18 protein-coding genes are annotated in these 20,445 nt (G+C 71.4%); 10 read left to right on the forward strand and 8 right to left on the reverse strand.

The window, feature by feature from the left end; genetic code table 11:
- Positions 1–195: 195 nt before the first annotated feature.
- A complete protein-coding gene (locus FLX08_RS17330) occupies positions 196–2,565 on the forward strand; it encodes an RICIN domain-containing protein (RefSeq protein ID WP_142619904.1) in 2,370 nt (789 codons plus the stop codon).
- A 44-nt stretch (positions 2,566–2,609) separates the two neighbouring features.
- Here the strand turns inward: FLX08_RS17330 and ychF are convergent, their stop codons facing one another.
- Positions 2,610–3,698 (reverse strand): redox-regulated ATPase YchF, encoded by a 1,089-nt coding sequence (gene ychF / locus FLX08_RS17335; RefSeq protein WP_142619905.1) that lies wholly within the window; start codon positions 3,696–3,698, stop codon positions 2,610–2,612.
- 100 nt (positions 3,699–3,798) lie between these two features.
- Between ychF and FLX08_RS17340 the strand changes: the two genes are divergently transcribed.
- Together FLX08_RS17340 and FLX08_RS17345 are read left to right on the forward strand one after the other, a co-directional pair.
- Positions 3,799–5,121 (forward strand): DNA recombination protein RmuC, encoded by a 1,323-nt coding sequence (locus FLX08_RS17340; protein WP_244312703.1) that lies wholly within the window; start codon positions 3,799–3,801, stop codon positions 5,119–5,121.
- Between the two features lie 10 nt (positions 5,122–5,131).
- A complete protein-coding gene (locus tag FLX08_RS17345) occupies positions 5,132–5,626 on the forward strand; it encodes a DUF6542 domain-containing protein (protein ID WP_142619906.1) in 495 nt (164 codons plus the stop codon).
- A gap of 52 nt (positions 5,627–5,678) precedes the next feature.
- Here the strand turns inward: FLX08_RS17345 and FLX08_RS17350 are convergent, their stop codons facing one another.
- The gene (locus FLX08_RS17350; protein ID WP_142619907.1) at positions 5,679–6,644 is read right to left on the reverse strand and encodes a 4-hydroxy-3-methylbut-2-enyl diphosphate reductase; all 966 of its coding nucleotides are present in this window, start codon (positions 6,642–6,644) and stop codon (positions 5,679–5,681) included.
- Positions 6,645–6,733: 89 nt separating this feature from the next.
- Between FLX08_RS17350 and FLX08_RS17355 the strand changes: the two genes are divergently transcribed.
- Positions 6,734–7,873, forward strand: coding sequence for a DUF8129 domain-containing protein (locus FLX08_RS17355; protein WP_142619908.1), 1,140 nt, complete (start codon positions 6,734–6,736; stop codon positions 7,871–7,873).
- 127 nt (positions 7,874–8,000) lie between these two features.
- Positions 8,001–9,206 (forward strand): exodeoxyribonuclease VII large subunit, encoded by a 1,206-nt coding sequence (gene xseA, locus FLX08_RS17360; RefSeq protein ID WP_142619909.1) that lies wholly within the window; start codon positions 8,001–8,003, stop codon positions 9,204–9,206.
- A gap of 21 nt (positions 9,207–9,227) precedes the next feature.
- Here the strand turns inward: xseA and asnB are convergent, their stop codons facing one another.
- A complete protein-coding gene (gene asnB, locus FLX08_RS17365; protein ID WP_142619910.1) occupies positions 9,228–11,069 on the reverse strand; it encodes an asparagine synthase (glutamine-hydrolyzing) in 1,842 nt (613 codons plus the stop codon).
- A gap of 134 nt (positions 11,070–11,203) precedes the next feature.
- Between asnB and FLX08_RS17370 the strand changes: the two genes are divergently transcribed.
- A complete protein-coding gene (locus FLX08_RS17370) occupies positions 11,204–11,479 on the forward strand; it encodes an exodeoxyribonuclease VII small subunit (protein WP_142619911.1) in 276 nt (91 codons plus the stop codon).
- 13 nt (positions 11,480–11,492) lie between these two features.
- On the opposite strand, the gene FLX08_RS17375 is transcribed toward FLX08_RS17370, so the two are convergent.
- Positions 11,493–11,918 carry an FAD-dependent oxidoreductase gene (locus FLX08_RS17375; RefSeq protein WP_244312704.1) on the reverse strand — a complete coding sequence of 142 codons (426 nt, stop codon included), beginning with the start codon at positions 11,916–11,918 and terminating at the stop codon, positions 11,493–11,495.
- A gap of 48 nt (positions 11,919–11,966) precedes the next feature.
- Here FLX08_RS17375 and FLX08_RS41400 point away from each other — a divergent pair, with 48 nt between their 5' ends.
- Positions 11,967–12,260, forward strand: a complete 294-nt coding sequence (locus FLX08_RS41400) for a hypothetical protein (RefSeq protein WP_208761511.1) — start codon at positions 11,967–11,969, stop codon at positions 12,258–12,260.
- On the opposite strand, the gene FLX08_RS17385 is transcribed toward FLX08_RS41400, so the two are convergent.
- Together FLX08_RS17385 and FLX08_RS17390 are read right to left on the reverse strand one after the other, a co-directional pair.
- The gene (locus tag FLX08_RS17385) at positions 12,249–12,809 is read right to left on the reverse strand and encodes a DUF4245 domain-containing protein (RefSeq protein ID WP_142619913.1); all 561 of its coding nucleotides are present in this window, start codon (positions 12,807–12,809) and stop codon (positions 12,249–12,251) included. The genes FLX08_RS41400 and FLX08_RS17385 overlap by 12 nt on opposite strands.
- A 46-nt stretch (positions 12,810–12,855) precedes the next feature.
- The gene (locus FLX08_RS17390; RefSeq protein ID WP_142619914.1) at positions 12,856–13,449 is read right to left on the reverse strand and encodes a TetR/AcrR family transcriptional regulator; all 594 of its coding nucleotides are present in this window, start codon (positions 13,447–13,449) and stop codon (positions 12,856–12,858) included.
- A gap of 147 nt (positions 13,450–13,596) precedes the next feature.
- Here FLX08_RS17390 and glpX point away from each other — a divergent pair, with 147 nt between their 5' ends.
- A complete protein-coding gene (glpX, locus tag FLX08_RS17395) occupies positions 13,597–14,625 on the forward strand; it encodes a class II fructose-bisphosphatase (RefSeq protein ID WP_142619915.1) in 1,029 nt (342 codons plus the stop codon).
- On the opposite strand, the gene FLX08_RS17400 is transcribed toward glpX, so the two are convergent.
- Entirely contained in the window at positions 14,622–15,269 is a 648-nt protein-coding gene (locus FLX08_RS17400) for a DUF1707 SHOCT-like domain-containing protein (RefSeq protein WP_244312705.1), read from the reverse strand. The two genes, glpX and FLX08_RS17400, sit on opposite strands and share 4 nt — an antisense overlap.
- A 107-nt stretch (positions 15,270–15,376) precedes the next feature.
- Here FLX08_RS17400 and FLX08_RS17405 point away from each other — a divergent pair, with 107 nt between their 5' ends.
- Together FLX08_RS17405 and FLX08_RS17410 are read left to right on the forward strand one after the other, a co-directional pair.
- Positions 15,377–17,764 (forward strand): LuxR C-terminal-related transcriptional regulator, encoded by a 2,388-nt coding sequence (locus FLX08_RS17405; protein ID WP_244312706.1) that lies wholly within the window; start codon positions 15,377–15,379, stop codon positions 17,762–17,764.
- An 83-nt stretch (positions 17,765–17,847) separates the two neighbouring features.
- Positions 17,848–19,101, forward strand: a complete 1,254-nt coding sequence (locus FLX08_RS17410; protein WP_142619918.1) for an MFS transporter — start codon at positions 17,848–17,850, stop codon at positions 19,099–19,101.
- Here the strand turns inward: FLX08_RS17410 and pdxR are convergent.
- Complete coding sequence (gene pdxR, locus FLX08_RS17415) at positions 19,091–20,362, reverse strand: MocR-like pyridoxine biosynthesis transcription factor PdxR (protein ID WP_244312707.1); 1,272 nt, start codon at positions 20,360–20,362, stop codon at positions 19,091–19,093. The two genes, FLX08_RS17410 and pdxR, sit on opposite strands and share 11 nt — an antisense overlap.
- Positions 20,363–20,445: the final 83 nt, after the last annotated feature.

A 20,445-nucleotide genomic window follows, 5' to 3' on the forward strand; every position in this document is an offset into this window, starting at 1 on the left:
TCACACGCCAACTTTCCCGCCTGACCGCGCCTTGACATGCCCCAACCGCTCTGACAATTTCAAACGGCTTCCAACAGAAAGCGATCCGGCAGGGTCGGTGGACCGCCCGTCACCCATCCCCCACACGGACAGCCCCGGAGGTCCGGCATGCGCAAACGTCGACCAGTCGGCGACAGGAAATGGATCCGCATCATCATGGCGGCGGTCACAGCGGCCGTGACCGGCGCCGGCGCGGTGGTGATGACCGCGCCGGCGGCCGAGGCGGCCACGACGACCATCACGCTGAACGGCGGCTCGACGGGTCGCACGTTCGACGGGGTGGGGGCGATCAGCGGCGGCGGCGGCAACTCGCGGCTGCTCATCGACTACCCGGAGACGCAGCGCTCCCAGATCCTGGACTACCTGTTCAAGCCCGGGTACGGCGCGGCGGTGCAGTTGCTGAAACTGGAGATCGGCGGTGACGCCAACTCCACCGACGGCTCCGAACCCAGCATCGAGCACACCCGCGGTGACATCAACTGCAACGTCGGCTACGAGTTCTGGCTGGGCGAGCAGGCGGTGGCGCGCAACCCGAACATCAAGCTGATCGCGCTGCCGTGGACCGCGCCCGGCTGGATCGGCGGCGGGAACTTCTGGTCCCAGGACATGATCGACTACGACATCTCCTGGCTCAACTGCGCCAAGCAGCACGGCCTGACGATCAGCTACATCGGCGGATGGAACGAGCGCGGGCACAACAAGACCTGGTACAAGAACCTCCGGTCGGCCCTCGACTCCAACGGCTACGGCAACGTGCAGATCGTCGGCGACGACAGCTTCGGCCTGTCCACCGCGGACGACATGCTGAGCGACCCCGCGTTCAAGGCCGCGGTCGGCGTGGTCGGGGCGCACTACCTGTGCGGCTACCTGAGCGACGCCACCTCGTGTCCGTCCAGCGCGAACGCCGTGGCCACCGGCAAGCCGATCTGGAACAGCGAGTTCGGGTCGCAGGACTACATCAGCGGCTCGGCCCCCTACATCCGCAGCATCACGCGGGGATACCTCGACGGCCAGATGACGGGCTTCGTCAACTGGCCGCTGGTGGCCGCGCTCTATCCGAACCTGCCCTTCAACACCACCGCCCTGGCGGTCGCCAACTCGCCGTGGTCGGGCTCCTATCAGGTGGGCCGCAGTCTGTGGGCGAACGCCCAGGTCGCCCAGTTCACCCAGCCGGGCTGGCGCTTCCTCACCGGCTCCGCGAGCGGATACCTCGGCGGGAACCGGAGCAACGGCAGCTACATCTCCCTGAAGTCCACGAACAACACCGACTACTCGACCATCTACGAGACCAGCACGTCGACGACCACGCAGACCGTGAACGTCAACGTGACAGGCGGGCTGAGCACCGGGACCGTGCACGTGTGGTCCACCGACCTCGGGTCGAACAACCCCGCCGACTGGTTCGTCAGGCAGCCGGACATCGTCCCCAGCAACGGCTCCTACTCGCTCACCATGCAGCCGAACCGGATCTACTCGGTGACCACGACCACCGGCCAGGGCAAGGGCACGGCGACCGGACCGGCGAGCGCGCCGCTGGCGCTGCCGTACTCCGACGACTTCGACGCCTACGCCTCCCGCACCGAGGCCAGGTACTTCTCCGACATGCAGGGATCCTTCGAGGTCCGGCCCTGCGCCGGCGGCCGGGCCGGTCAGTGCCTGCAGCAGGTGACACCTATGCGGCCGATCGAATGGCAGGACGACAGTGACGCCTTCGGCCTGGTCGGAGACCCGTCCTGGAGCAACTACAAGGTCAGCGTGGACGTCAACTTCCAGCAGGCCGGCACCATCACGCTGCTCGGGCGGGCGAACACGCAGTCACGCCCGCAGAGCCACCAGGCGGCCTACCAGTTGCGGCTGAACAGCTCCGGCGCCTGGTCGATCGCCAAGAGCACCACGTCCGGCACGGTGAGCACCCTCGCCTCGGGCTCCCGGAGCTCGCTCGGGACCAACACCTGGCACACGATCTCGCTCGGCTTCTCGGGCAACCAGATCAGCGCCGCCCTCGACGGCGCCGCGCTCGGCTCGGTGACGGACAACTCCTACTTCAGCGGACAGGTCGGGCTCGGAGTGGTCGGATACCAGACCGACATGTTCGACAACCTCTCCGTCACCGAGACCAGCGGCGGAAACGGCAACACCGGCGTCGGTCCCATCAGGGGCCAGGCCTCCGGCCGCTGCGTCGACGTCCCCAACCAGTCCCAGGCCAACGGCACCCAGGTCGCGCTCTGGGACTGCAACAGCGGCGCCAACCAGACCTGGACCCTCACGCCGTCCAAGCAGCTGATGGTCTACGGCACCAAGTGCCTGGACGCCTACGGACAGGGCACGGCGGACGGGACCCGGGTCGACATCTACGACTGCAACGGCGGCACCAACCAGCAGTGGACGCTCAACTCCGACGGCACGATCGTCGGAGTCGGCTCGAACAAGTGCCTGGACGCCTACGGCGGCGGCACCGCCAACGGCACGCAGCTGGTGATCTGGACGTGCAACGGCGGCGGGAACCAGAAGTGGTCCCGCAGCTGAGCCGGCGGTGACACCGGCCGGCGAGCACGGCGGACGGCGCCGGTTCAGACGTTGAAGCGGAACTCCACCACGTCGCCGTCGCGCATCACGTAGTCCTTGCCCTCGATGCGGGCCTTGCCCGCGGCCCGGGCCGCGGGCATCGAGCCGGCCTCCACCAGGTCGTCGAACGAGATGACCTCGGCCTTGATGAAACCGCGCTGGAAGTCGGTGTGGATGACTCCGGCGGCCTCGGGGGCGGTCGCGCCCTTGCGGATCGTCCAGGCCCTGGCCTCCTTGGGCCCGGCCGTCAGGTACGTCTGCAGGCCGAGCGTCTCGAAGCCGACCCGGGCGAGCTGGGCGAGGCCCGACTCCTCCTGGCCGACGGACTGCAGCAGCTCCAGCGCCTCGTCGTCGGGCAGCTCCACGAGCTCGGACTCGATCTTGGCGTCGAGGAACACGGCCTCCGCCGGCGCCACGAGCGCCGAGAGCTTGGCCCGCAGGTCGGTGTCGGTCAGCTCGTCGGCGTCGAGGTTGAACACGTACAGGAACGGCTTGGCCGTGAGGAGGTGGAGCTCGCGCAGGTCGGCGAGGTCGATCCCGGCCGCCTTGCCCCCGGCGTACAGGGTCGTGCCGGTGTCGAGCAGCTTCGCCGCGGCCTCGGCGGCCTCCAGGAGGACCTTGCGGTCCTTGTTGTTGCGCGCCTCCTTCTGCAGGCGGGGCAGCGCCTTCTCGATCGTCTGCAGGTCGGCGAGGATCAGCTCGGTATTGATCGTCTCGATGTCGCGCTCCGGCGCCACGTCGCCGTCCACATGGGTGACGTCGGGGTCGGAGAAGACGCGGATGACCTGGCAGATCGCGTCGGTCTCGCGGATGTTGGCAAGGAACTGGTTGCCCCTGCCCTGGCCCTCCGACGCGCCCTTCACCAGGCCCGCGATGTCGACGAACTCGACCTTGGCCGGGAGGATGCGCGCGGAGCCGTAGATCTCCGCCAGCTTGCCCAGACGGGAGTCCGGCACGCCGACGATGCCCACGTTCGGCTCGATCGTGGCGAACGGGTAGTTGGCCGCGAGGGCGTTCCCGCTCTTGGTCAGGGCGTTGAAAAGCGTGGACTTGCCGACGTTGGGCAGGCCGACGATGCCGATGCTCAGGCTCACGTACCACGAGTTTAGGGGCCTCGGGGGGTGCGGCTGACATCGACGGCCTCGTGGTCCTGCTCGACCCGCCCGCAGGCGCGCCTCCCTGTTTGGGACGCCAATGCCTGAAATCATCCAGACCGTGGATGTCGTGGCGCTCGCACTGGGACTGGTGATCGGCGTGGTGGTCGGCGCGGCCCTGGCCGGGATGCGGGCCGCGGGCCGGACCGCCCAGGCGGCCGCCAGGGTGGCCGAGGCCGAGGCGCGGACGCGGGCGGCCGAGGACAAGGTGGCCTACATGGAGAACCAGCTCACCGAGCGGTTCCAGGCCCTCTCCGCCCACGCTCTCGACGTGGCCAACCTGCGTTTCCTCGAACTCGCGGAGAACCGGCTCAACACCACCAGGGCCGAGGCGGCCGGGGACCTCGACCAGCGCAGGCAGGCGGTCGAGAACCTCGTCGCGCCGCTGCGGGAGACGCTCGCCAAGGTGGAGAGCCAGCTCAGGGAGAGCGAGTCGGGCTCGCGCGCCGCCCGCGCCGAGCTGAGCAAGCAGATGGAGTTCGTACGGGAGAGCTCCGATCGGCTCAAGGCCCAGACGGACGCGCTGGTGCGGGCGCTCCAGCGGCCGGAGGCCCGGGGGCGGTGGGGAGAGCTGCAGTTGCGCCGGGTCGCGGAGATCGCCGGAATGGCCCGCTTCTGCGATTTCGACGAGCAGGTGAGCGCCGTCACCCGTGACGGTGTGGTCCGGCCCGACATGGTCGTACGGCTCAGCGGTGGCAAGAACATCGTCGTGGACGCGAAGGTCTCGCTCGCGGCCTACCTGGAGGCGGCCGAGGCCGCCGACCCCGCGTTCGCCTCGGCCCGGCTGGACGCCCACGCGCGGCACGTACGCGAGCACGTGGACCGGTTAGCCGCCAAGTCCTACTGGCAGGCGTTCAACCCGTCGCCCGAGTTCGTGGTCCTGTTCATCCCCGGCGAGGCGTTCCTCGCGCCCGCTCTGGAGCGCGACCCGGGGCTGCTGGAGTATGCGATGCGCAGGCGCGTCCACATCGCCACTCCCACGACGCTCGTCACGATGCTCCGCACCGCGCAGTACGCCTGGCAGCAGACGGCCGTCAGCGAGAACGCCAAGGCCGTCTTCGATTTGGGCAAGGAACTGTACGAGCGGCTCGGCGGCCTCGGACGGCACGTGGACAACCTCGGCAAGGCGCTCACGCGAGCGGTCACCGCGTACAACCAGACGGTCGGCTCGCTGGAGAGCAGGGTCCTGGTCAGCGCGCGGAGGATGAACGACCTCGGTCTCGTGGACTACGCGCTCGACGCCCCGTCGGCGGTCGAGGAGGTCCCCCGGCCGGTCGCCATCCCCGAACTCGAAGGTGAAGAGCGGGTAAGCCCCCCTCCCCCGCATCGTCAGAACGGTAAATTGACGCGAGACTTGTCGTAAGGGGGGCCCGATGACAGGCACCGGTCGAGCGGGGCTGCGGCTGACCGCTCGGGGGGCGATCGTCATGCTCTTCGTGATCACTTTGGTGGGCATGCCGTTCCTGCCCGGACCCGTGTTCGTGGCCGGGTGCCTGGCGGCGGTCCTGTTGGTGCGTCCCCGCGACCTGCTGCCGCTGGTGGTGACGCCTCCGCTGGTCTTCTTCGCCGCGGCGCTGCTGGTGGAGCTCGTGCGGGCGCTCGGCTCCGCTTCGACGCTCCCGACGTTCGGGCTCGGGATGTTCACCGCGCTGTCGTCCGGCGCGCCGTGGCTGTTCCTCGGGTCCGCGCTGGCCCTGGGCGTCGCGTGGGTGCGGGGCCTGCCCGCCAATCTGCGCGAGTTGCGTGGCGCGCCCGAACCCGAGCCGGCACCGGCCTCCCGCTCACGCCGTGGCCGGGCTCGTACGTTCGACCCGGAGCCGGAGGGTTACTTCGAGCCCCGGGTGTACGGCCGGGCCGCCGACGAGTGAACCGGGTTTTGTGACTCGAGTTTTGCGAACCGGGTTTTGCGAACCGGGCCGATCAGACGGCGCGGAGATCCTTGCGCAGCTCGTGGGGCAGGGCGAACCGCATGCTCTCCTGCACCGACTCGACCTCCTCGACGTCGGTGAAGCCGTGGTCGGCCAGCTTGGCGAGCACGCCCCGCAGGAGGTCCTCCGGGACGGAGGCGCCGCTGGTCAGGCCGACCGTGCGCACGCCCTCCAGCCACTCGTCCCGTACGAACGAGGCGTCGTCGACGAGGTAGGACGCGGCGGCGCCGTAGTCCTTGGCGACCTCGACCAGCCGCTTCGAGTTGGAGGAGTTGGCCGAGCCGACGACGATGACCAGGTCGGACTCGGCGGCGATCTGCTTGACCGCGGCCTGCCTGTTGGAGGTGGCATAGCAGATGTCGTCGCTCGGCGGGTCGATGAGGTTGGGGAACCGCGTCCGCAGCCGCGCGACCGTCTCGGTGGTCTCGTCCACGGACAGGGTCGTCTGAGAGAGCCAGACCACCTTCTCCGGGTCCCGTACGGACACGCCCTCGACGCCGTCGAGCCCGTCCACGAGCTGGATGTGCTCGGGCGCCTCGCCGGCGGTGCCCTCGACCTCCTCGTGCCCCTCGTGCCCGATGAGCAGGATGTCGTAGTCCTTGGCCGCGAACCTCTTGGCCTCGTTGTGCACCTTGGTCACCAGAGGGCACGTCGCGTCGATGGTACGCAGACTGCGGCTCGCGGCCTCCTCGTGCACGGCGGGTGCGACACCGTGGGCGGAGAAGACGACGATGGCACCCTCGGGGACCTCCTCGGTCTCCTCCACGAAGACGGCGCCGCGCTCCTCCAGCGTCTTCACGACGTGGGTGTTGTGCACGATCTGCTTGCGTACGTAGATGGGCGCGCCATACTGCTCCAGCGCCCGCTCGACCGCCTGCACCGCTCGGTCGACACCCGCGCAGTAACCGCGGGGCTTGGCGACCAGGACACGACGGGTCGCTGAGGTCTGCACGTCCATGTTCCTATGCTATGTGGAACGCGAGCCACCTCTTGACCCTGGTCTTGCAAGACTGGGTGTACCAGATACGCATCTCCCCGGGAGCCGAAATGTCCGTCCTTAGAGCAATAACGACCGTTCTTCAGACCGCTCTGAACGGGGTCGGACAGGCGTTGCTGGCCGGCGACAAGATCAAGTCCAGTATCAAGGAGCGCTTCGCCGGTGGCGAGGCGCAGGACGGCGAGCGCCGCGAGACCGCCGAGACGCCGCGGGCCGAGGAGGGCACCGAGCAGGCCCCAGAGCAGGCCGCCGGGGAACGGCCCGCGCGCCGGGATCCCGTCATCTTCGCGCCCCGCCCGAGCAAGGCCGAGAAGACCGAGAAGGTTGAGGAGGCCGAGAAGGCCGAGGCCGGCAAGACCGACGCGGTGACGACCGAGGCACCGGTGGCACCTGCCGCTGAGAGCGCCCCCGCCGAGGCACCCACTGCGGCATCCACTGCGACAGAGGCGGCGTCTACCGAGGCGCCGGTCGCGGAGAGGGCCCCTGCCGAGGCGCCCGCCGCCGCTGAGGCGGCGCCCGCCGAGCCGCAGGCCGCCGAGACCGTCGAGCCGGAGCCCGTCGCGGCCGAGCCGGAGCCCGAGGCCGCCGCCCCTGCCGCCCCTGCCGCCCCTGCCGCGCCTGCCGCGGCGAAGAAGCCGCGCACCCGCCGGAAGCCCGCCGCCGAAACCGCGGAAACCCCCGCAACCGCCGCGACCGCTGAGGCCTCCGCGACGGCCGCGACCCAGGAGGAGGCCGCGCCCGCCGCCCCCGCCGCGCCGAAGAAGCCGCGCGCCCGCCGCAAGGCCACTGCCGAAACCCCCGAAGCCGCCGCGAGCAGCGCTGAGAGCGGCACCACGAGCACTGAGAGCGCCGAGAGCACCGAGAGCGCGGCCGCCGCGCCGAAGGCCACCAGGACGCGCAAGAAGCCCGCCACCACGGCGGCCGAGCCGGCTGAGCAGCCCACTGCACAGCCCACAGCGCAGCCCGTCAAGCAGCCCGAGGAGCAGCCTGCGGCGGAGACGGCCACCGAGGCGGCGGAGCCGATGCCGGGCTACGCGAACCTCTCCGTGGCGTCGCTCCGGGCGCGGATGCGCGGCAAGTCGGCCGAGCAGCTGCACGCGCTGCTGGACTACGAGCAGGCGCACCTGAACCGCCCCGAAGTGGTCCGGATGTTCCAGAACCGGCTGTCCAAGCTCCAGTCCGAGTCCTGATCCCGGGCCGCGCCCGCCCGGCCGTACGCCGGGCGGGCGGATGAGGCGTCCTCCGCCTGGTCGCCTGTGGATTGTCGGCGGGTGCCGCTAGCCTGCAGGTGCGAGCCGGTCCAGGCGAGGAGGGCACTTGAGCGCGAAGACGTCCCCTGAGGCGCCACTGCCGATCAGGTCGGTGCTGCAGATGGTCGCCCAGTGGATCGGCAAGCTGGGCACCGTCTGGGTCGAAGGGCAGATCACCGAGCTGACCGCCCGGGGCGGCACCGTCTTCCTGACACTGCGCGATCCCGTGGCCAACGTCTCGGCGCGGATCACCTGCGCCCGGGGCGTCTACGAGGCCAGCGTGCCGCGTCCCGTCGACGGCGCGCGCGTCGTGATGCACGTCAAGCCGGACTTCTGGGTCAACAAGGGCTCGTTCGCGTTCACGGCCCTGGAGATCCGCCCGGTCGGCATCGGCGAGCTGCTGGCCCGGCTCGAACGGCTCCGCCAGGTGCTGGCGGGCGAGGGCCTGTTCAACGTCGACAGGAAGAGGCGGCTGCCGTTCCTGCCGGGCACCGTCGGGCTCGTCTGTGGGCGCGACTCGGCGGCCGAGCGCGACGTCTTGGAGAACGCCCGCCGCCGCTGGCCCGCCGTGCGGTTCAAGGTGGAGCAGGTCGCCGTCCAGGGGTCGTACGCCGTGGGCGAGGTGACCGAGGCACTACGCAGGCTCGACGCCGACCGCGAGGTCGACGTGATCATCATCGCCAGGGGCGGCGGCTCTCTGGAAGACCTGCTGCCGTTCTCCGACGAGTCGCTGGTGCGGGCCGTGGCGGCCTGCCGTACGCCGGTGGTGAGCGCGATCGGCCACGAGCAGGACAGCCCCCTGCTCGATCTGGTCGCCGACGTGCGCGCCTCGACTCCGACGGACGCGGCCAAGAAGGTCGTGCCCGACGTGGGCGAACAGCTCACGCTCGTCCATCAGCTCAGAGACCGGGGCCGCCGGGTGCTGCGGGGCTGGGTCGAGCGCGAGATGTCCTGGCTCGAGTCCGTGCGCTCCCGGCCGTCGCTCGCCGATCCCGTCCGTGAGCTCGACCGGCGGGCCGAGCAGGTCGACGCGCTGCGCGAGCGGTCACGGCGCTGCCTTTCCTCGTCCCTGGACCGCTCGGCCGACTCGCTGGAACATCTCAGGGCCCGGTTGGTGGCCCTGTCCCCCGCCGCCACGCTGGAGCGGGGTTACGCCATCGCGCAGCGTCCTTCCGGAGAGGTCGTCCGCCTGGCCGGGGACGTGAAGCCGGGTGACGAGCTCACGATCCGCTTCTCGGACGACCGGGTGACGGTGACCGCCCAGGACGCGTAGCCGGGAGCCCCAAGGCGGCGGTCAGATCATGAGACGCACGTTGTACGCCTCAAGCCAGGAGTTGATCTGCAGGATGCCCTCCAGCGACGTCCGGGCGCCCTGCAGGCTGACCTCGCCCACGGGCTGGTCGAGGATCCTGCGCACCTTCGCCGCGTCCACCAGGCTCCCGATGGCCGGGTCGCCCTCGAGCACGCGGGCCACCTCGGCACGCAGCGCGCGCTCGTACGCCGGGTCCTGTGTGGAGGGGTAGGGCACCTTGCGGCGCTCGAGCACCGAGCGGGGCAGCACGTCGGCCGTCGCGGCGCGCAGCAGGCTCTTCTCGCGCCCGTCGAAGGTCTTCATCGACCAGGGGGCGTTGAAGACGTACTCGACCAGGCGGTGGTCGCAGAACGGCACCCGGACCTCCAGGCCGACGGCCATGCTCATGCGGTCCTTGCGGTCGAGCAGGATCTGCACGAACCGGGTCAGGTGCAGGTAGCTGACCTCGCGCATCCGCTTCTGCAGCCCGGTCTCCCCCGGCACCCGGGGCACCTCGGCCAGCGCCCGCTGGTAGCTGTCGGCGCGGTAGGCGGGCAGGTCGAGCTTGCGCAGCAGGTCCTCGTTCAGGAACTCTCCCCGGGTGGACAGCCCTGTCGGGCCCTGCATGGCGAGCCACGGGAAGGTGCCGGAGTTGACCGCCTCGGGATCGTGGAACCACCGGTAGCCGCCGAACACCTCGTCGGCGGACTCCCCCGACAGCGCCACCGTCGAGTGCTTCCTGATCGCCTTGAAGAGCAGGTAGAGCGAGGTGTCCATGTCGCCGATGCCGAGCGGGAGGTCCCGTGCCCGCAGGACGGCCGCGCGTACGGCGGGATCCATGAGATCGGCCGAGTCGAGCACGATGTCGGTGTGATCGGAGCCGACGTGCCGCACGACGTCGTGGACGTACGGGGTGTCCGGGGTGTCGCGCATGTCGTCGGCCTGGAAGTTCTCGCTGTAGCCGGCGAAGTCGACGGAGAACGACCGCACCGCGCCCCGGCCGGCCAGCGCGCGGGCCGCGAGCGCGGTGACCGCGCTGGAGTCGAGCCCGCCGGACAGCAGCGTGCACAGCGGGACGTCGGAGATGAGCTGCCGTTCGATGACGTCGTCGAGCAGCTCCCGCACGGTCCTGATGGTCGTCTGCAGGTCGTCGGTGTGCTCGCGACCTTCCAGCCGCCAGTAGCGGCGCTTGCTCAGGCCCTCGCGGCGCACCTTCACCACGTGGCCGGGCCGCACCTCGTACATCCCGCGGAAGACGGCGCACTCGGGCGTCTTGACGAAGGACAGGATCTCGCGCAGGCCGTCGGCGTCGACCACCCGCTCGGCGAGCGGGTTGGCCAGGATGGCCTTGGGCTCGGAGCCGAACAGCACGCCGTTCGGCGTCGGGTAGTAGTACAGGGGCTTGATCCCCATGCGGTCGCGCACGAGCAGCAGTTCATCGCGGCGGACGTCCCAGATGGCGAAGGCGTACATGCCGTTGAGCCGGGAGACGAAGTCCTCGCCCCATTCGAGGTACGCCTCCAGGACGACCTCGGTGTCGCTCTGGGTCCGGAAGCGGTGCCCGCGCTGGGTGAGCTCGGCGCGCAGTTCCCTGAAGTTGTAGACCTCGCCGCTGTAGGTGAGCGCGGCCACGACCTCACCGCCGGCGTCGGCGGTCATGGGCTGGCGCCCGCCCTCGATGTCGATGATGGCCAGTCGCCGGTGGCCGAACGCGGCGTGCGGAGCGAACCACATCCCTTCGGCGTCGGGCCCCCGGCACGCCATCGTGTCCGTCATGGCCTGCACGGTCTCCCGCTCGCGACGAAGGTCGCGCCCGTAGTCCACCCAGCCGCTGATTCCACACATGAGGATGACCCCCCGATCATCGCCCCCGAAGATGGTTAGTACCTCTAAGTAACGGACAATGTCTATGATTTATGCCCAAAACGGACAGACCTAAGAGGCCGCGGAGTGTCGGTGTCGGCCTCTAAGGTGGGGACGTGGCTGAGGACAAGCAGACCCCGCCGGACAAGCAGACCGCGCCGGAGAAGGCGACCCCGTCGTACGAGCAGGCCCGCGAGGAGCTGACCGAGGTGGTGCGCCGCCTGGAGACCGGCGGGCTCACGCTGGAGCAGTCGATCGAGCTGTGGGAGCGGGGAGAGCGGCTGGCGGCGATCTGCGAGGAGTGGCTGCAGGGCGCCCGCGCCAAGCTGGCCGCCGCGATGGCCCAGCGCCAGGAGCCCCAGCCGAACGGCCCCGGGGAGGCTCCCTTCTGACCCCGGCAGGCGGCTAGGCCTGCCAGAGGGCGGCGAGCTGCCGGGTGGCCGGCCGGGACGGCACGGCGCGCAGCAGCGTGTCGCGTAGCCAACCGGCGACGCCGGTCTGGGAGGTCAGCCGCGACTGCCGGGCCGCCGCCAGCATCATGCGATTGGCTCGGGGCCTGCGCTCGGCGTCGTAGCGCAGGAGCCGCCGGTCGACATCGGCCGGCTCGGCCCCGGCCAGATGGCGGATCAGCGCGGCGGCGTCCTCGAACGCCTGGCTGGCGCCCTGGCCGAGGTCGGGCGACATGGCGTGCGCGGCGTCGCCGAGAAGCGCGATCCTGCCCATCGCGAACGAGGGCAGGGGCTCGGCCAGGCGGGCGATCGGATCGACGTGGATGCCGGCGGGCGGGGTCGCCTCGATCAGTGCCGTGACGAGAGGGTGCCAGTCGGCCATCAGAGACAGCATCTGCCGGCGTGCCTCGACCGCGTCCGGCGGTGGGCCGTGCAGGACGGAGTCGGTGAACGAGTAGAGGCGGTCCGCGCCGACGTCAAGCGGCCCGGCACGCTGGCCGACCTGCTGACGGAGTCGTTGCTCACGGCGGCGACCACGCTGCGCACCCGCTATCTGGCGATCTTCGAACTGCAGCTGGAGTCCGCGCGCCGACCGGCGCTCGCGGCGGCTCTCGCGCGCCTACAGGACACGGCGGTGCTGATCACCGCCGGGCACCATGACGAACTCGGCCTCGACATTCCGCTGGAGAAGATCCCCGCCATGATCGAGCGCTCAGCCCGATGACGGCACCGATGACGGCACTGGGGAGGGCTTGGGCTGCGGGGCGAGGGTGCGGGCGAGGGCGGTCAGCTCCTCCCAGTCGGCCGTCCCCGTGACGACCACCGCGTGATCGGGGAAGACCCGGACCAGCGTCCGCTGGTTCTTGTCCTGGCGGAACCGCTCCTCCCAGGTCGCACCGTCGATCTGCCGGCTCCCGCCGGGCTTGTCGGTGCCGGCCATGCGGTTCACGAAGTCCGCGGACGGCCTCTCGTCGCTCTGGGCGAGCATGGCGTGCTGCCGCTTGGCGGTCGCGAACCCCAGCCGCCACGTCACGACGCCGTTCTTCTCGGTCAGCGACGTGCTGTTGGGCACCCAGTTGGGCGGCACCTGACCAGGGGCGACGACCTCGTACGACGCCGCGCGCGCCGCGTTGACCCGGTCGATCGAGAAGTCCACCCGGGGGATGTGCTCGGTGCGGCTCTGCGGCGTGACGAGCAGGAACGCTCCGACCGCGGCGAGGCAGACGAGGAGCGCGAACGCGTAGCCGTAGATGCCCTGGGTGAATCGTCCCACGTAAGGCGAGACTAGTCGGTGGGGTGAGCGGTGGCCGTATCGGCCGTCAGGGGTGCCGAATTTCGCCGATGATGCGAAGAGCGTCCTCGGCGATCCTCCGGGCGTGTTCCGGGTCTTCGGACAGGGTGACCTCCTGCACGACGGCCGCCAGGGCGCCGGTGACGACGACGACCAGGGCGTCCTCGTGCTCGAACAGCGCGGCGGTGCGCCTGGCCCACTGCCGGAGGCGGTCGCGCATGATGACCTCGAACCCGGGCGGCGCGTCGCCGCGGAGGAAGAGCGCGGCGAGATCGCGCTCGGCGAGGCAGCCCTCCAGGTAGGCCCGCGCGGCGGCGAGGAACTGGGGCATGGGGTCGGTCTCCCCGGCCGCCCGCGCCTCCTGCACGGCCTGCCGGGTGCGCTGGGTCTGCCGCTTCTGGAACTCCTCGAACAGCGTCAGGTAGAGGTCGGCCTTGCCGGAGAAGTGGTGATAGAGGCTGCCGACGCTGGCGCCTGCCCTGGCCACGACGTCGGTGACGCCCGCCTCGGCGAAGCCGCTCGTGATGAACGTCTCCTTCGCGGCGTCCAGGAGAGCTACCCGGGTCGCCGCGCCGCGCTCCGACGTGCGCATCGTCACTGGTCGTTCGGTGTCGCCGCTCATGCGGCGACGATATCCCCGACCCGTCCGTTCCGGTGGGCCGCGCCCGCAAATGGCCTCCTACCTGCCCCAACAGGTTCAGACCAATCGGACAAAGAACCGCTTCCCGAACTACGATCGCTGGAACGGCACCTACCTAAAAGGGGACCAATGGCTGATCACGTACCGGCCGCTCTCGCGACGGGGGAACGCGCACCCGACCGCAACCTGGCCCTGGAACTGGTCAGGGTGACCGAGGCCGCGGCCATGGCCGCCGCGCGCTGGGTGGGACGCGGCGACAAGAACGGAGCGGACGCCGCCGCGGTGAACGCCATGCGCCAGCTGATCAACACCGTCTCGATGAAGGGCGTCGTCGTGATCGGGGAGGGCGAGAAGGACAACGCCCCGATGCTGTTCAACGGCGAGGAGGTCGGCGACGGGACCGGCCCCGAGTGCGACGTCGCCGTGGACCCGATCGACGGCACCCGGCTGTGCGCGCTCGGCATGAACAACGCGATCTCCGTGATCGCGGTCAGCGAGCGCGGCTCCATGTACGACCCGTCGGCGGTCTTCTACATGGAGAAGCTCGTCACGGGCCCGCAGGCGGCCGAGCACGTGGACATCAACGCCCCGGTGGCCGACAACATCCGGGCCGTGGCCCGGGCCAAGGGCGCCAAGCCGTCCGACGTCACCGTGGTGATCCTCGACCGGCCCCGGCACGAGCGGATCGTCAAGGAGATCAGGGAGACCGGCGCCCGGATCCGCTTCATCACCGACGGCGACGTGGCCGGCGCGATCATGGCGGCGCGCAACGGCACCGGCGTCGACCTGATGCTCGGCATCGGCGGCACACCCGAGGGCATCATCGCGGCCTGCGCGCTCAAGTGCATGGGCGGCGTCATCCAGGGCAAGCTGTGGCCGCGCGACGAGGAGGAGCGTCTCAAGGCCCTCGACGCCGGGCTCGACCTCGACCAGGTGCTCACCACGGACGACCTCGTACGCTCCGACGACGTGTTCTTCGCCGCGACCGGCATCACGGACGGCGAGCTGATGCACGGCGTGCGGTTCCAGGGCGGCGCGGCGGTGACCCACTCCCTCGTCATGCGGGCACGGTCGGGCACGATCCGCAAGATCGAAAGCGAGCACCAGCTCTGGAAGCTCGGCGCCTACAGCGCCATCAACTTCGACACCGCCGTCTAACGACCGAACAGGCGGCGGCGGGGGCGCTTCGGCGAGCGGGCGACGACCCTGCCGCCGAAGACGAACCCGGCGAGCTCGATCACGGGCGCGTCCGGCGCGAAGTCGGTCGCGCCCGGCGGGAGCCGCACCTCGTTCCTGAGCGACCGGACGCGGGCGTCCGGGGCGGTCACGATCCGCACGCCCTCGGGGACCGTCAGGTTGACCGTGCCGGCCATGACGGCGAGCTGCACCACCACGTGCCGCGACTGGAGCAGCGCCTCGCACAGGTCCATCGTGACCGTGCCGCCGAGGGACGTCACCGGCACCTGGGAGGGCACGACCCACCGGCCGCCGCGGGTCTCCGTACGGAAGAAGGCGGTGACCGGGCGGCTGTCCATCCGGAACGGCTGGCTCTCGGGCGGCAGCAGGTCGACGGTCAGCTCGGCCAGCTCGCCCAGAGTCCGCGCGGCCCAGACACGCTCGATCCGTTCCTCGTGCTCCAGCGGCGTGAGCCGCCCGTCGGTAACGGCGTCCGAGAGCACCTCGACGATCCGCTCCCGGTCGGCGTCGGAGGCCCGCAGCAGGGAGGGGTCGGGCGTGTCCGGAGTGCGCTGCGAGAGGAAGGCGGAGATCCACTTCGCGGCTGAGGACTCGCTGCTGCTCACACCATCGAGAGTAAGCGGTCCGCGAAGGACGGTCACCATGCGACGCGACGCCGGGCGTCGCCCCCGGGAATTGACCGGGGACTTCGCGGCCGCTTAGCGTGAGGAGAGTGGTCGCGGGGGCGGTGACACGGCAGGTCGGCAACCTTCCGGCCGACCTGACGAGTTTCGTCGGCCGAAGGCGTGAGCTGGCCGAGATCAGGCGCCTGCTTTCCGTCTCACGCCTGGTGACCCTCACGGGCGTGGGCGGTGTGGGCAAGACCCGGCTGGCCCTGCGGGCCGCCGCCGAGCAGCGCCGCGCGTTCGACAGCGTCTGGCTGGTGGACCTCAGCACCGTCACCGATCCCGCGCTCGTGGCCGAGACGGTGGCGGCGACCATGGGCATACGGGACGAGTCGGCGGGCTGCCCGATGGACGCGCTGGAGCGGGTGCTCTCCTCGCAGCGGACCCTGCTCGTGCTGGACAACTGCGAACACCTGCGTGACGCCTGCGCCGTGCTCGCCGACCGGCTCCTGCGCGCGGCCCCCGAGCTGCGCATCCTCGCGACGAGCAGGCAGTCGCTCGGCATCATCGGCGAGCACCGGATGAAGATCTCGCCGCTGCCCGTCCCGGAGCCGGGCCGGCCGCTCAACCGCAGATCACTGGAGCTGTACGACGGGATCAGCCTGCTGACGGAACGGGCGGCGGCGGTCCAGCCCGGCTTCGCCGTCACCGAGGACAACCAGGCGGCCGTCGCCGAGCTGTGCCGCCAGCTCGACGGCATCCCCCTGGCCATCGAGCTCGCCGCCGTACGGCTGCGGGCCCTGTCGGTGAACGCGCTCGTCGAGCGCCTGCGCGACCGCTATCGTCTGCTCACCCGAGGCAGCAGTACGGCGGTGCCGCGTCAGCAGACCCTGCACGCGCTGGTCGACTGGAGCTTCCAGCTGCTGGCCCCGGCGGAGCGGACACTGTGGAGCCGCCTGTCGATCTTCCCCTCCCACTTCGACCTGGACGCCGTCGAGGCGGTGTGCACCGGCGGCGGCATCGAACGCGACGACGTGCTCGACCTGCTCGACGCGCTGCTGGACAAGTCGCTGCTCCTGCGCGAGGAGTACGAGGGCACGGTGCGCTACCGCATGCTCGACACCCTGCGCGAGTTCGGCCGCATGCGGCTCAGCGGGCCCGCGGAGCGCCGGGCGCTCCAGCGGCGGCACCGGGACCACTATTTCCTGCTGGCGCAGCAGGCGGCCGCCGAGTGGTTCGGCCCCGACCAGTCCTCCTGGCTCAGGCGGCTGAACCTGGAGCAGGCGAACATGCGCGCGGCGATGGACTTCTGCCTGCAGGAGCCCTGCGAGGCGGAGACCGGGCTGCGGATGGCGCTCTTCCTGGCCGAGCCCTGCTGGATGGGCAACGCGCACTACAACGAGGGCCGCCACTGGCTCGACCGCATGCTGCGGGCGGCGCCCGAGCCCACCGCCCTGCGGGCGCTGGCGCTGTGCGCCGAAGCGAAACTGGTGCTCACCCAGGGCGACACCGAGGAGGGCAGGCGCCTGCTGGCCGAGTGCAGCGCGCTCGCCGAACGTCTGGACGACCCGGAGGTGCGCGCTCAGACCTGCCTTGTCGCCGGGCTGGCGGAGCACTTGGCCGGCGACTACGCGAAGGCGGTGCCGCTGCTGGAACAGGCCGCGGCGCGGGAGGAAGCCGTCGGCAACCTGATCGGCCTGCTGATCGCCCTGATCACGCTGGCTGCGGGTGTCGGCTACCTCGGCGACCGGACCCGCGCCACGGAGCTGTTCGAGCGTGCCCTCGCCCTGACCGAGGCCCACGGCGAGCGCTCCGGCCGGGCCTGGGTGTTCACGATCTTCGCCATCCACCTGTGGCAGTGCGGGGACAACGCCCGCGCGCTGGAGATGGCGCGCGAGGGTCTCCTGCTCGGCCGCGACCTGGGCGACCGGACCAACATCGCCACGAGCCTCGGGGTCATCGCCTGGGTGCAGGCCGGCGAAGGCCGGCACGCTCTCGCGGCCCGGCTTCTCGCGGCCTCCGAGGAGATCGGCCGTTGCGTGGGCCTGGCGCCGAGCCGCGACAAGCGCTTCGGCGAGTTCCACGACCGGTGCCTCACCGACCTCCGTACGAGGCTGGGCGACCGGGGCCTGAGCCGCGAGACCCGCAAGGGGCACCGGCTGACGATGCACGAGGCGATCGAGGAGGCGATCGGCGGCCCGGCCGAGCGCGAGCCGGCGCGCGTGGACGAGACGGTCGCGGAGGCCGAGCCCACGCCGCCCGAACGCCCGGCGGCGGCGCCGGCGGCCGAGCCGTCCCCGCTCACCCGGCGTGAGCAGGAGATCGCCGAGCTGATCGCCCAGGGACAGAGCAACAAGGAGATCGCCTGCTCTCTCGTCATCTCCCAGCGGACGGTGGAGGGCCACGTCGAGCACATCCTCGACAAGCTCGGCTTCGCGTCCCGGGCCCAGATCGCCGCCTGGATGGCCGCACGCGGGGCGGCCGGCAGGTCCTGACCGGCCGACCCCATTGACCGGGCGGGTGACGGCTCCTACGCTGGCCGAAACTTGAACCCCCCTCATGTTCGTGGAGGCCCACGATGCCAGTAGAGGACACGGCGTCGGCGCGGGGCACGGCGCCCGCTCCCCGCGACCGGCAGGCGCGGCTCGCCACGTTCGCGGTGTTCTTCGTCCAGGGCCTCACCTTCGCCACGCTGCTCACCCAGGTGGCGGCGCTGCAGAAGAAGCACGGCCTGACCGACGGCGAGCTGACCATCCTGCTCCTCGTCGTCCCGGTCATAGCAGGGGCCGGAAGCGCACTCGCCGGCGCCGCCGCGTCGCGGTGGGGCAGCCGCCTGATCCTGCGCGTGGTGCAGCCGCTCGCCTGCGCCGCCGTCGTGCTCGCGGGCCTCGCCCCCAACGTCCCCATGCTGGTGGCGGCCAACATCCTGTTCGGCCTCGGCCTTGGCGGGGTGGACGCGGGCATGAACATGCAGGGCGTCGCGGTCGAACGCGAGTATGGCCGGGCGGTGCTCACCGGGTTTCACGCGCTGTGGAGCGTGGCGGCGGTCATCGGCTCGGTGTGGGCCTCCGCGGCGGCCACACTCGATCTCGGCCTGCCCGTCACGTTCGCCATCGCCCTCGTGCCGGCCGCCGCCGTCTCCGTCCTAGCGTCGCTCTGGCTCTACCGGCCCGAGGAGGAGCACCGCGCGGTCCCGGCCCCCGCCGCGACCACGGGCGAGACCGCGGGCGCGGCCAAGCCGGCCGGGGTCGCGTGGCGCCCGATCATCCCTCTGTGCCTCGCGATGGCGTTCCTCTACGTCGGCGACTCGTCGATCTCCAACTTCGGCACGGTCTTCATGGACAAGGTCGTGCACGCATCGGCGACCGTGATCCCGCTGGCCCTGGGGGCCTACCAGCTCACCACGTTCCTGGTGCGGGTCGGCGGCGACTTCGCGGTGCGCCGGTGGGGCCCGGCGGCCATCGTGCGCGCCGGAGGCACCGTCGCGACTCTGGGCTTCGTCGCCATCGTGGCCGCGCCGACGGTGCCGCTGGCGATCGCGGGCTTCGCCCTCACCGGGATCGGCCTGTCCGTCGTCGCCCCGCAGTCGTTCTCCGCGGCCGGCCGCCTCGACCCCGCGGGCACCGGCGTGGCGATCGCCCGCGTCAACATGTTCAACTACGTGGGGTTCATCGTCGGAGCCGCGCTCGTCGGCGGCCTCGCCGACGCCTCCGGCTTCCGGGTCGCCTTCGGCGCGCCGCTCGTCCTCGCCGCCGCGATCATCCTGCTCGCACGCGGCTTCCAGCCGCGCGAGGCCGAACCGGCCACCGCGACCACCGTCGTCACCCCCTGACGTCCCCTCCGGCGTTCTTCGCCAGGACGCGTACGGCCTCGGCGACGCGGTGGGCGGGCAGGCGGGCGAAGCCGATCACCAGCCCCGGCGATCCGTGCGCCGAGGTCACGACCTCCGCGGACAGGCCCGCGGCGCGGGCGGCCTCGGCCAGGCCGGACGGATCACTCCCGTCCTCGGCGTCCATCTCGGCGTACAGGTGCAGCCCGGCGGAGATGCCGCGCACGGTCATCCTGGGCAGGTGCTCGGCCAGGGCGCCGACGAGGGCGTCCCTGCGCCGCCGATATTCCCGGCGCACCCGGCGCAGGTGCCGGTCGTACGCCCCGCCCTCGATCAGGTGGGCGAACACGTACTGGTCGATGACCGGCGAGCCGAGGTCGGACTCGCCGCGCGCGAGCCGTACGGCACGGGCGACGTGCGGGGGCGCCGCGATCCAGCCGAGCCGCAGCCCCGGGGCGAGGGCCTTGCTCACGCTGCCGGCGAGCACGACCCGGTCGGGCGCGAGACCCTGCAGGCATCCGACGGGGTCGCGGTCGAAGCGGAACTCGGCGTCGTAGTCGTCTTCGAGCACGAGGGCGCCCGTGCGGGCCGCCCACTCGACCAGCGCGGCGCGGCGGGCCGGGGACAGCACGACCCCGGTCGGATATTGGTGCGCGGGCGTGACCACCACGGCGTCGGCGTCGTCCGGCAGGGCCCCGACGACGATCCCTTCATGGTCGACGGGCACGGGGACGATCTCCGCCTCGGCCCGCCGGAGCAGCGGAAGCATGCGCGTGCTCGTCGGGTCTTCGACGGCCAGGACGATGCGCCGGCCCCGGTCGAGCACCAGGGCCTCGACGACGAGGCTCATCCCCTGAGCCACCCCGGTCATGATCACCAGGTCGTCCGGCGAGGCGTCGGCCGCGCGCACCCGGCCGAGATATGCGGCGAGCTCGCGGCGCAGGGCGGGCACGCCGCCGGGATCGCCGTAGTCGAGCCCGTCGTTGGGCAGCAGGGCCAGCACGTGCCGGACGGCGGCGAGCCATGCCTGCCGGGGAAACAGGCCGAGGTCCGGAGACGTGGGCCGATGGTCATAGTGGGGCCGGCCGTCCTCCCGCCGGTCTCCCGGCCGCTCTCCCGGCCGCTCTCCCGGCCGCTCGGAGGCGGCCTGCCGCCCGGCCCCCGCCGCGCCCGCCGCCGCGACCCTTGCCGCGACCCTGGTGCCGGCGCCCGTTTTCGATTCGAGAAGTCCCTCGGCCACGAGCTGCTCGTACGCCTCGACCACGACGCCGCGCGACAGGCCGAGATCGCGGGCGAGTCACGGGTGGCGGGAATGCGGGCGCCGGGGACGAGCCGCCCGTGCCGGAC

The sequence above is a fragment of the Microbispora hainanensis genome, assembly GCF_006874475.1.
Lineage (GTDB): Bacteria > Actinomycetota > Actinomycetes > Streptosporangiales > Streptosporangiaceae > Microbispora > Microbispora hainanensis.

What these genes read in the sequence shown, in the direction of transcription:
- FLX08_RS17355 (WP_142619908.1), top strand. Translation starts at nt 6,734, where the DNA reads ATGTCCGTCCTTAGAGCAATAACGACCGTTCTTCAGACCGCTCTGAAC.
- FLX08_RS17390 (WP_142619914.1), bottom strand. Translation starts at nt 13,449, where the DNA reads ATGAGCGGCGACACCGAACGACCAGTGACGATGCGCACGTCGGAGCGC.
- asnB (WP_142619910.1), bottom strand. Translation starts at nt 11,069, where the DNA reads ATGTGTGGAATCAGCGGCTGGGTGGACTACGGGCGCGACCTTCGTCGC.
- FLX08_RS17350 (WP_142619907.1), bottom strand. Translation starts at nt 6,644, where the DNA reads ATGGACGTGCAGACCTCAGCGACCCGTCGTGTCCTGGTCGCCAAGCCC.
- FLX08_RS17330 (WP_142619904.1), top strand. Translation starts at nt 196, where the DNA reads ATGGCGGCGGTCACAGCGGCCGTGACCGGCGCCGGCGCGGTGGTGATG.
- FLX08_RS17345 (WP_142619906.1), top strand. Translation starts at nt 5,132, where the DNA reads ATGACAGGCACCGGTCGAGCGGGGCTGCGGCTGACCGCTCGGGGGGCG.
- glpX (WP_142619915.1), top strand. Translation starts at nt 13,597, where the DNA reads ATGGCTGATCACGTACCGGCCGCTCTCGCGACGGGGGAACGCGCACCC.
- FLX08_RS17410 (WP_142619918.1), top strand. Translation starts at nt 17,848, where the DNA reads ATGCCAGTAGAGGACACGGCGTCGGCGCGGGGCACGGCGCCCGCTCCC.
- FLX08_RS17340 (WP_244312703.1), top strand. Translation starts at nt 3,799, where the DNA reads ATGCCTGAAATCATCCAGACCGTGGATGTCGTGGCGCTCGCACTGGGA.
- FLX08_RS17375 (WP_244312704.1), bottom strand. Translation starts at nt 11,918, where the DNA reads ATGGCCGACTGGCACCCTCTCGTCACGGCACTGATCGAGGCGACCCCG.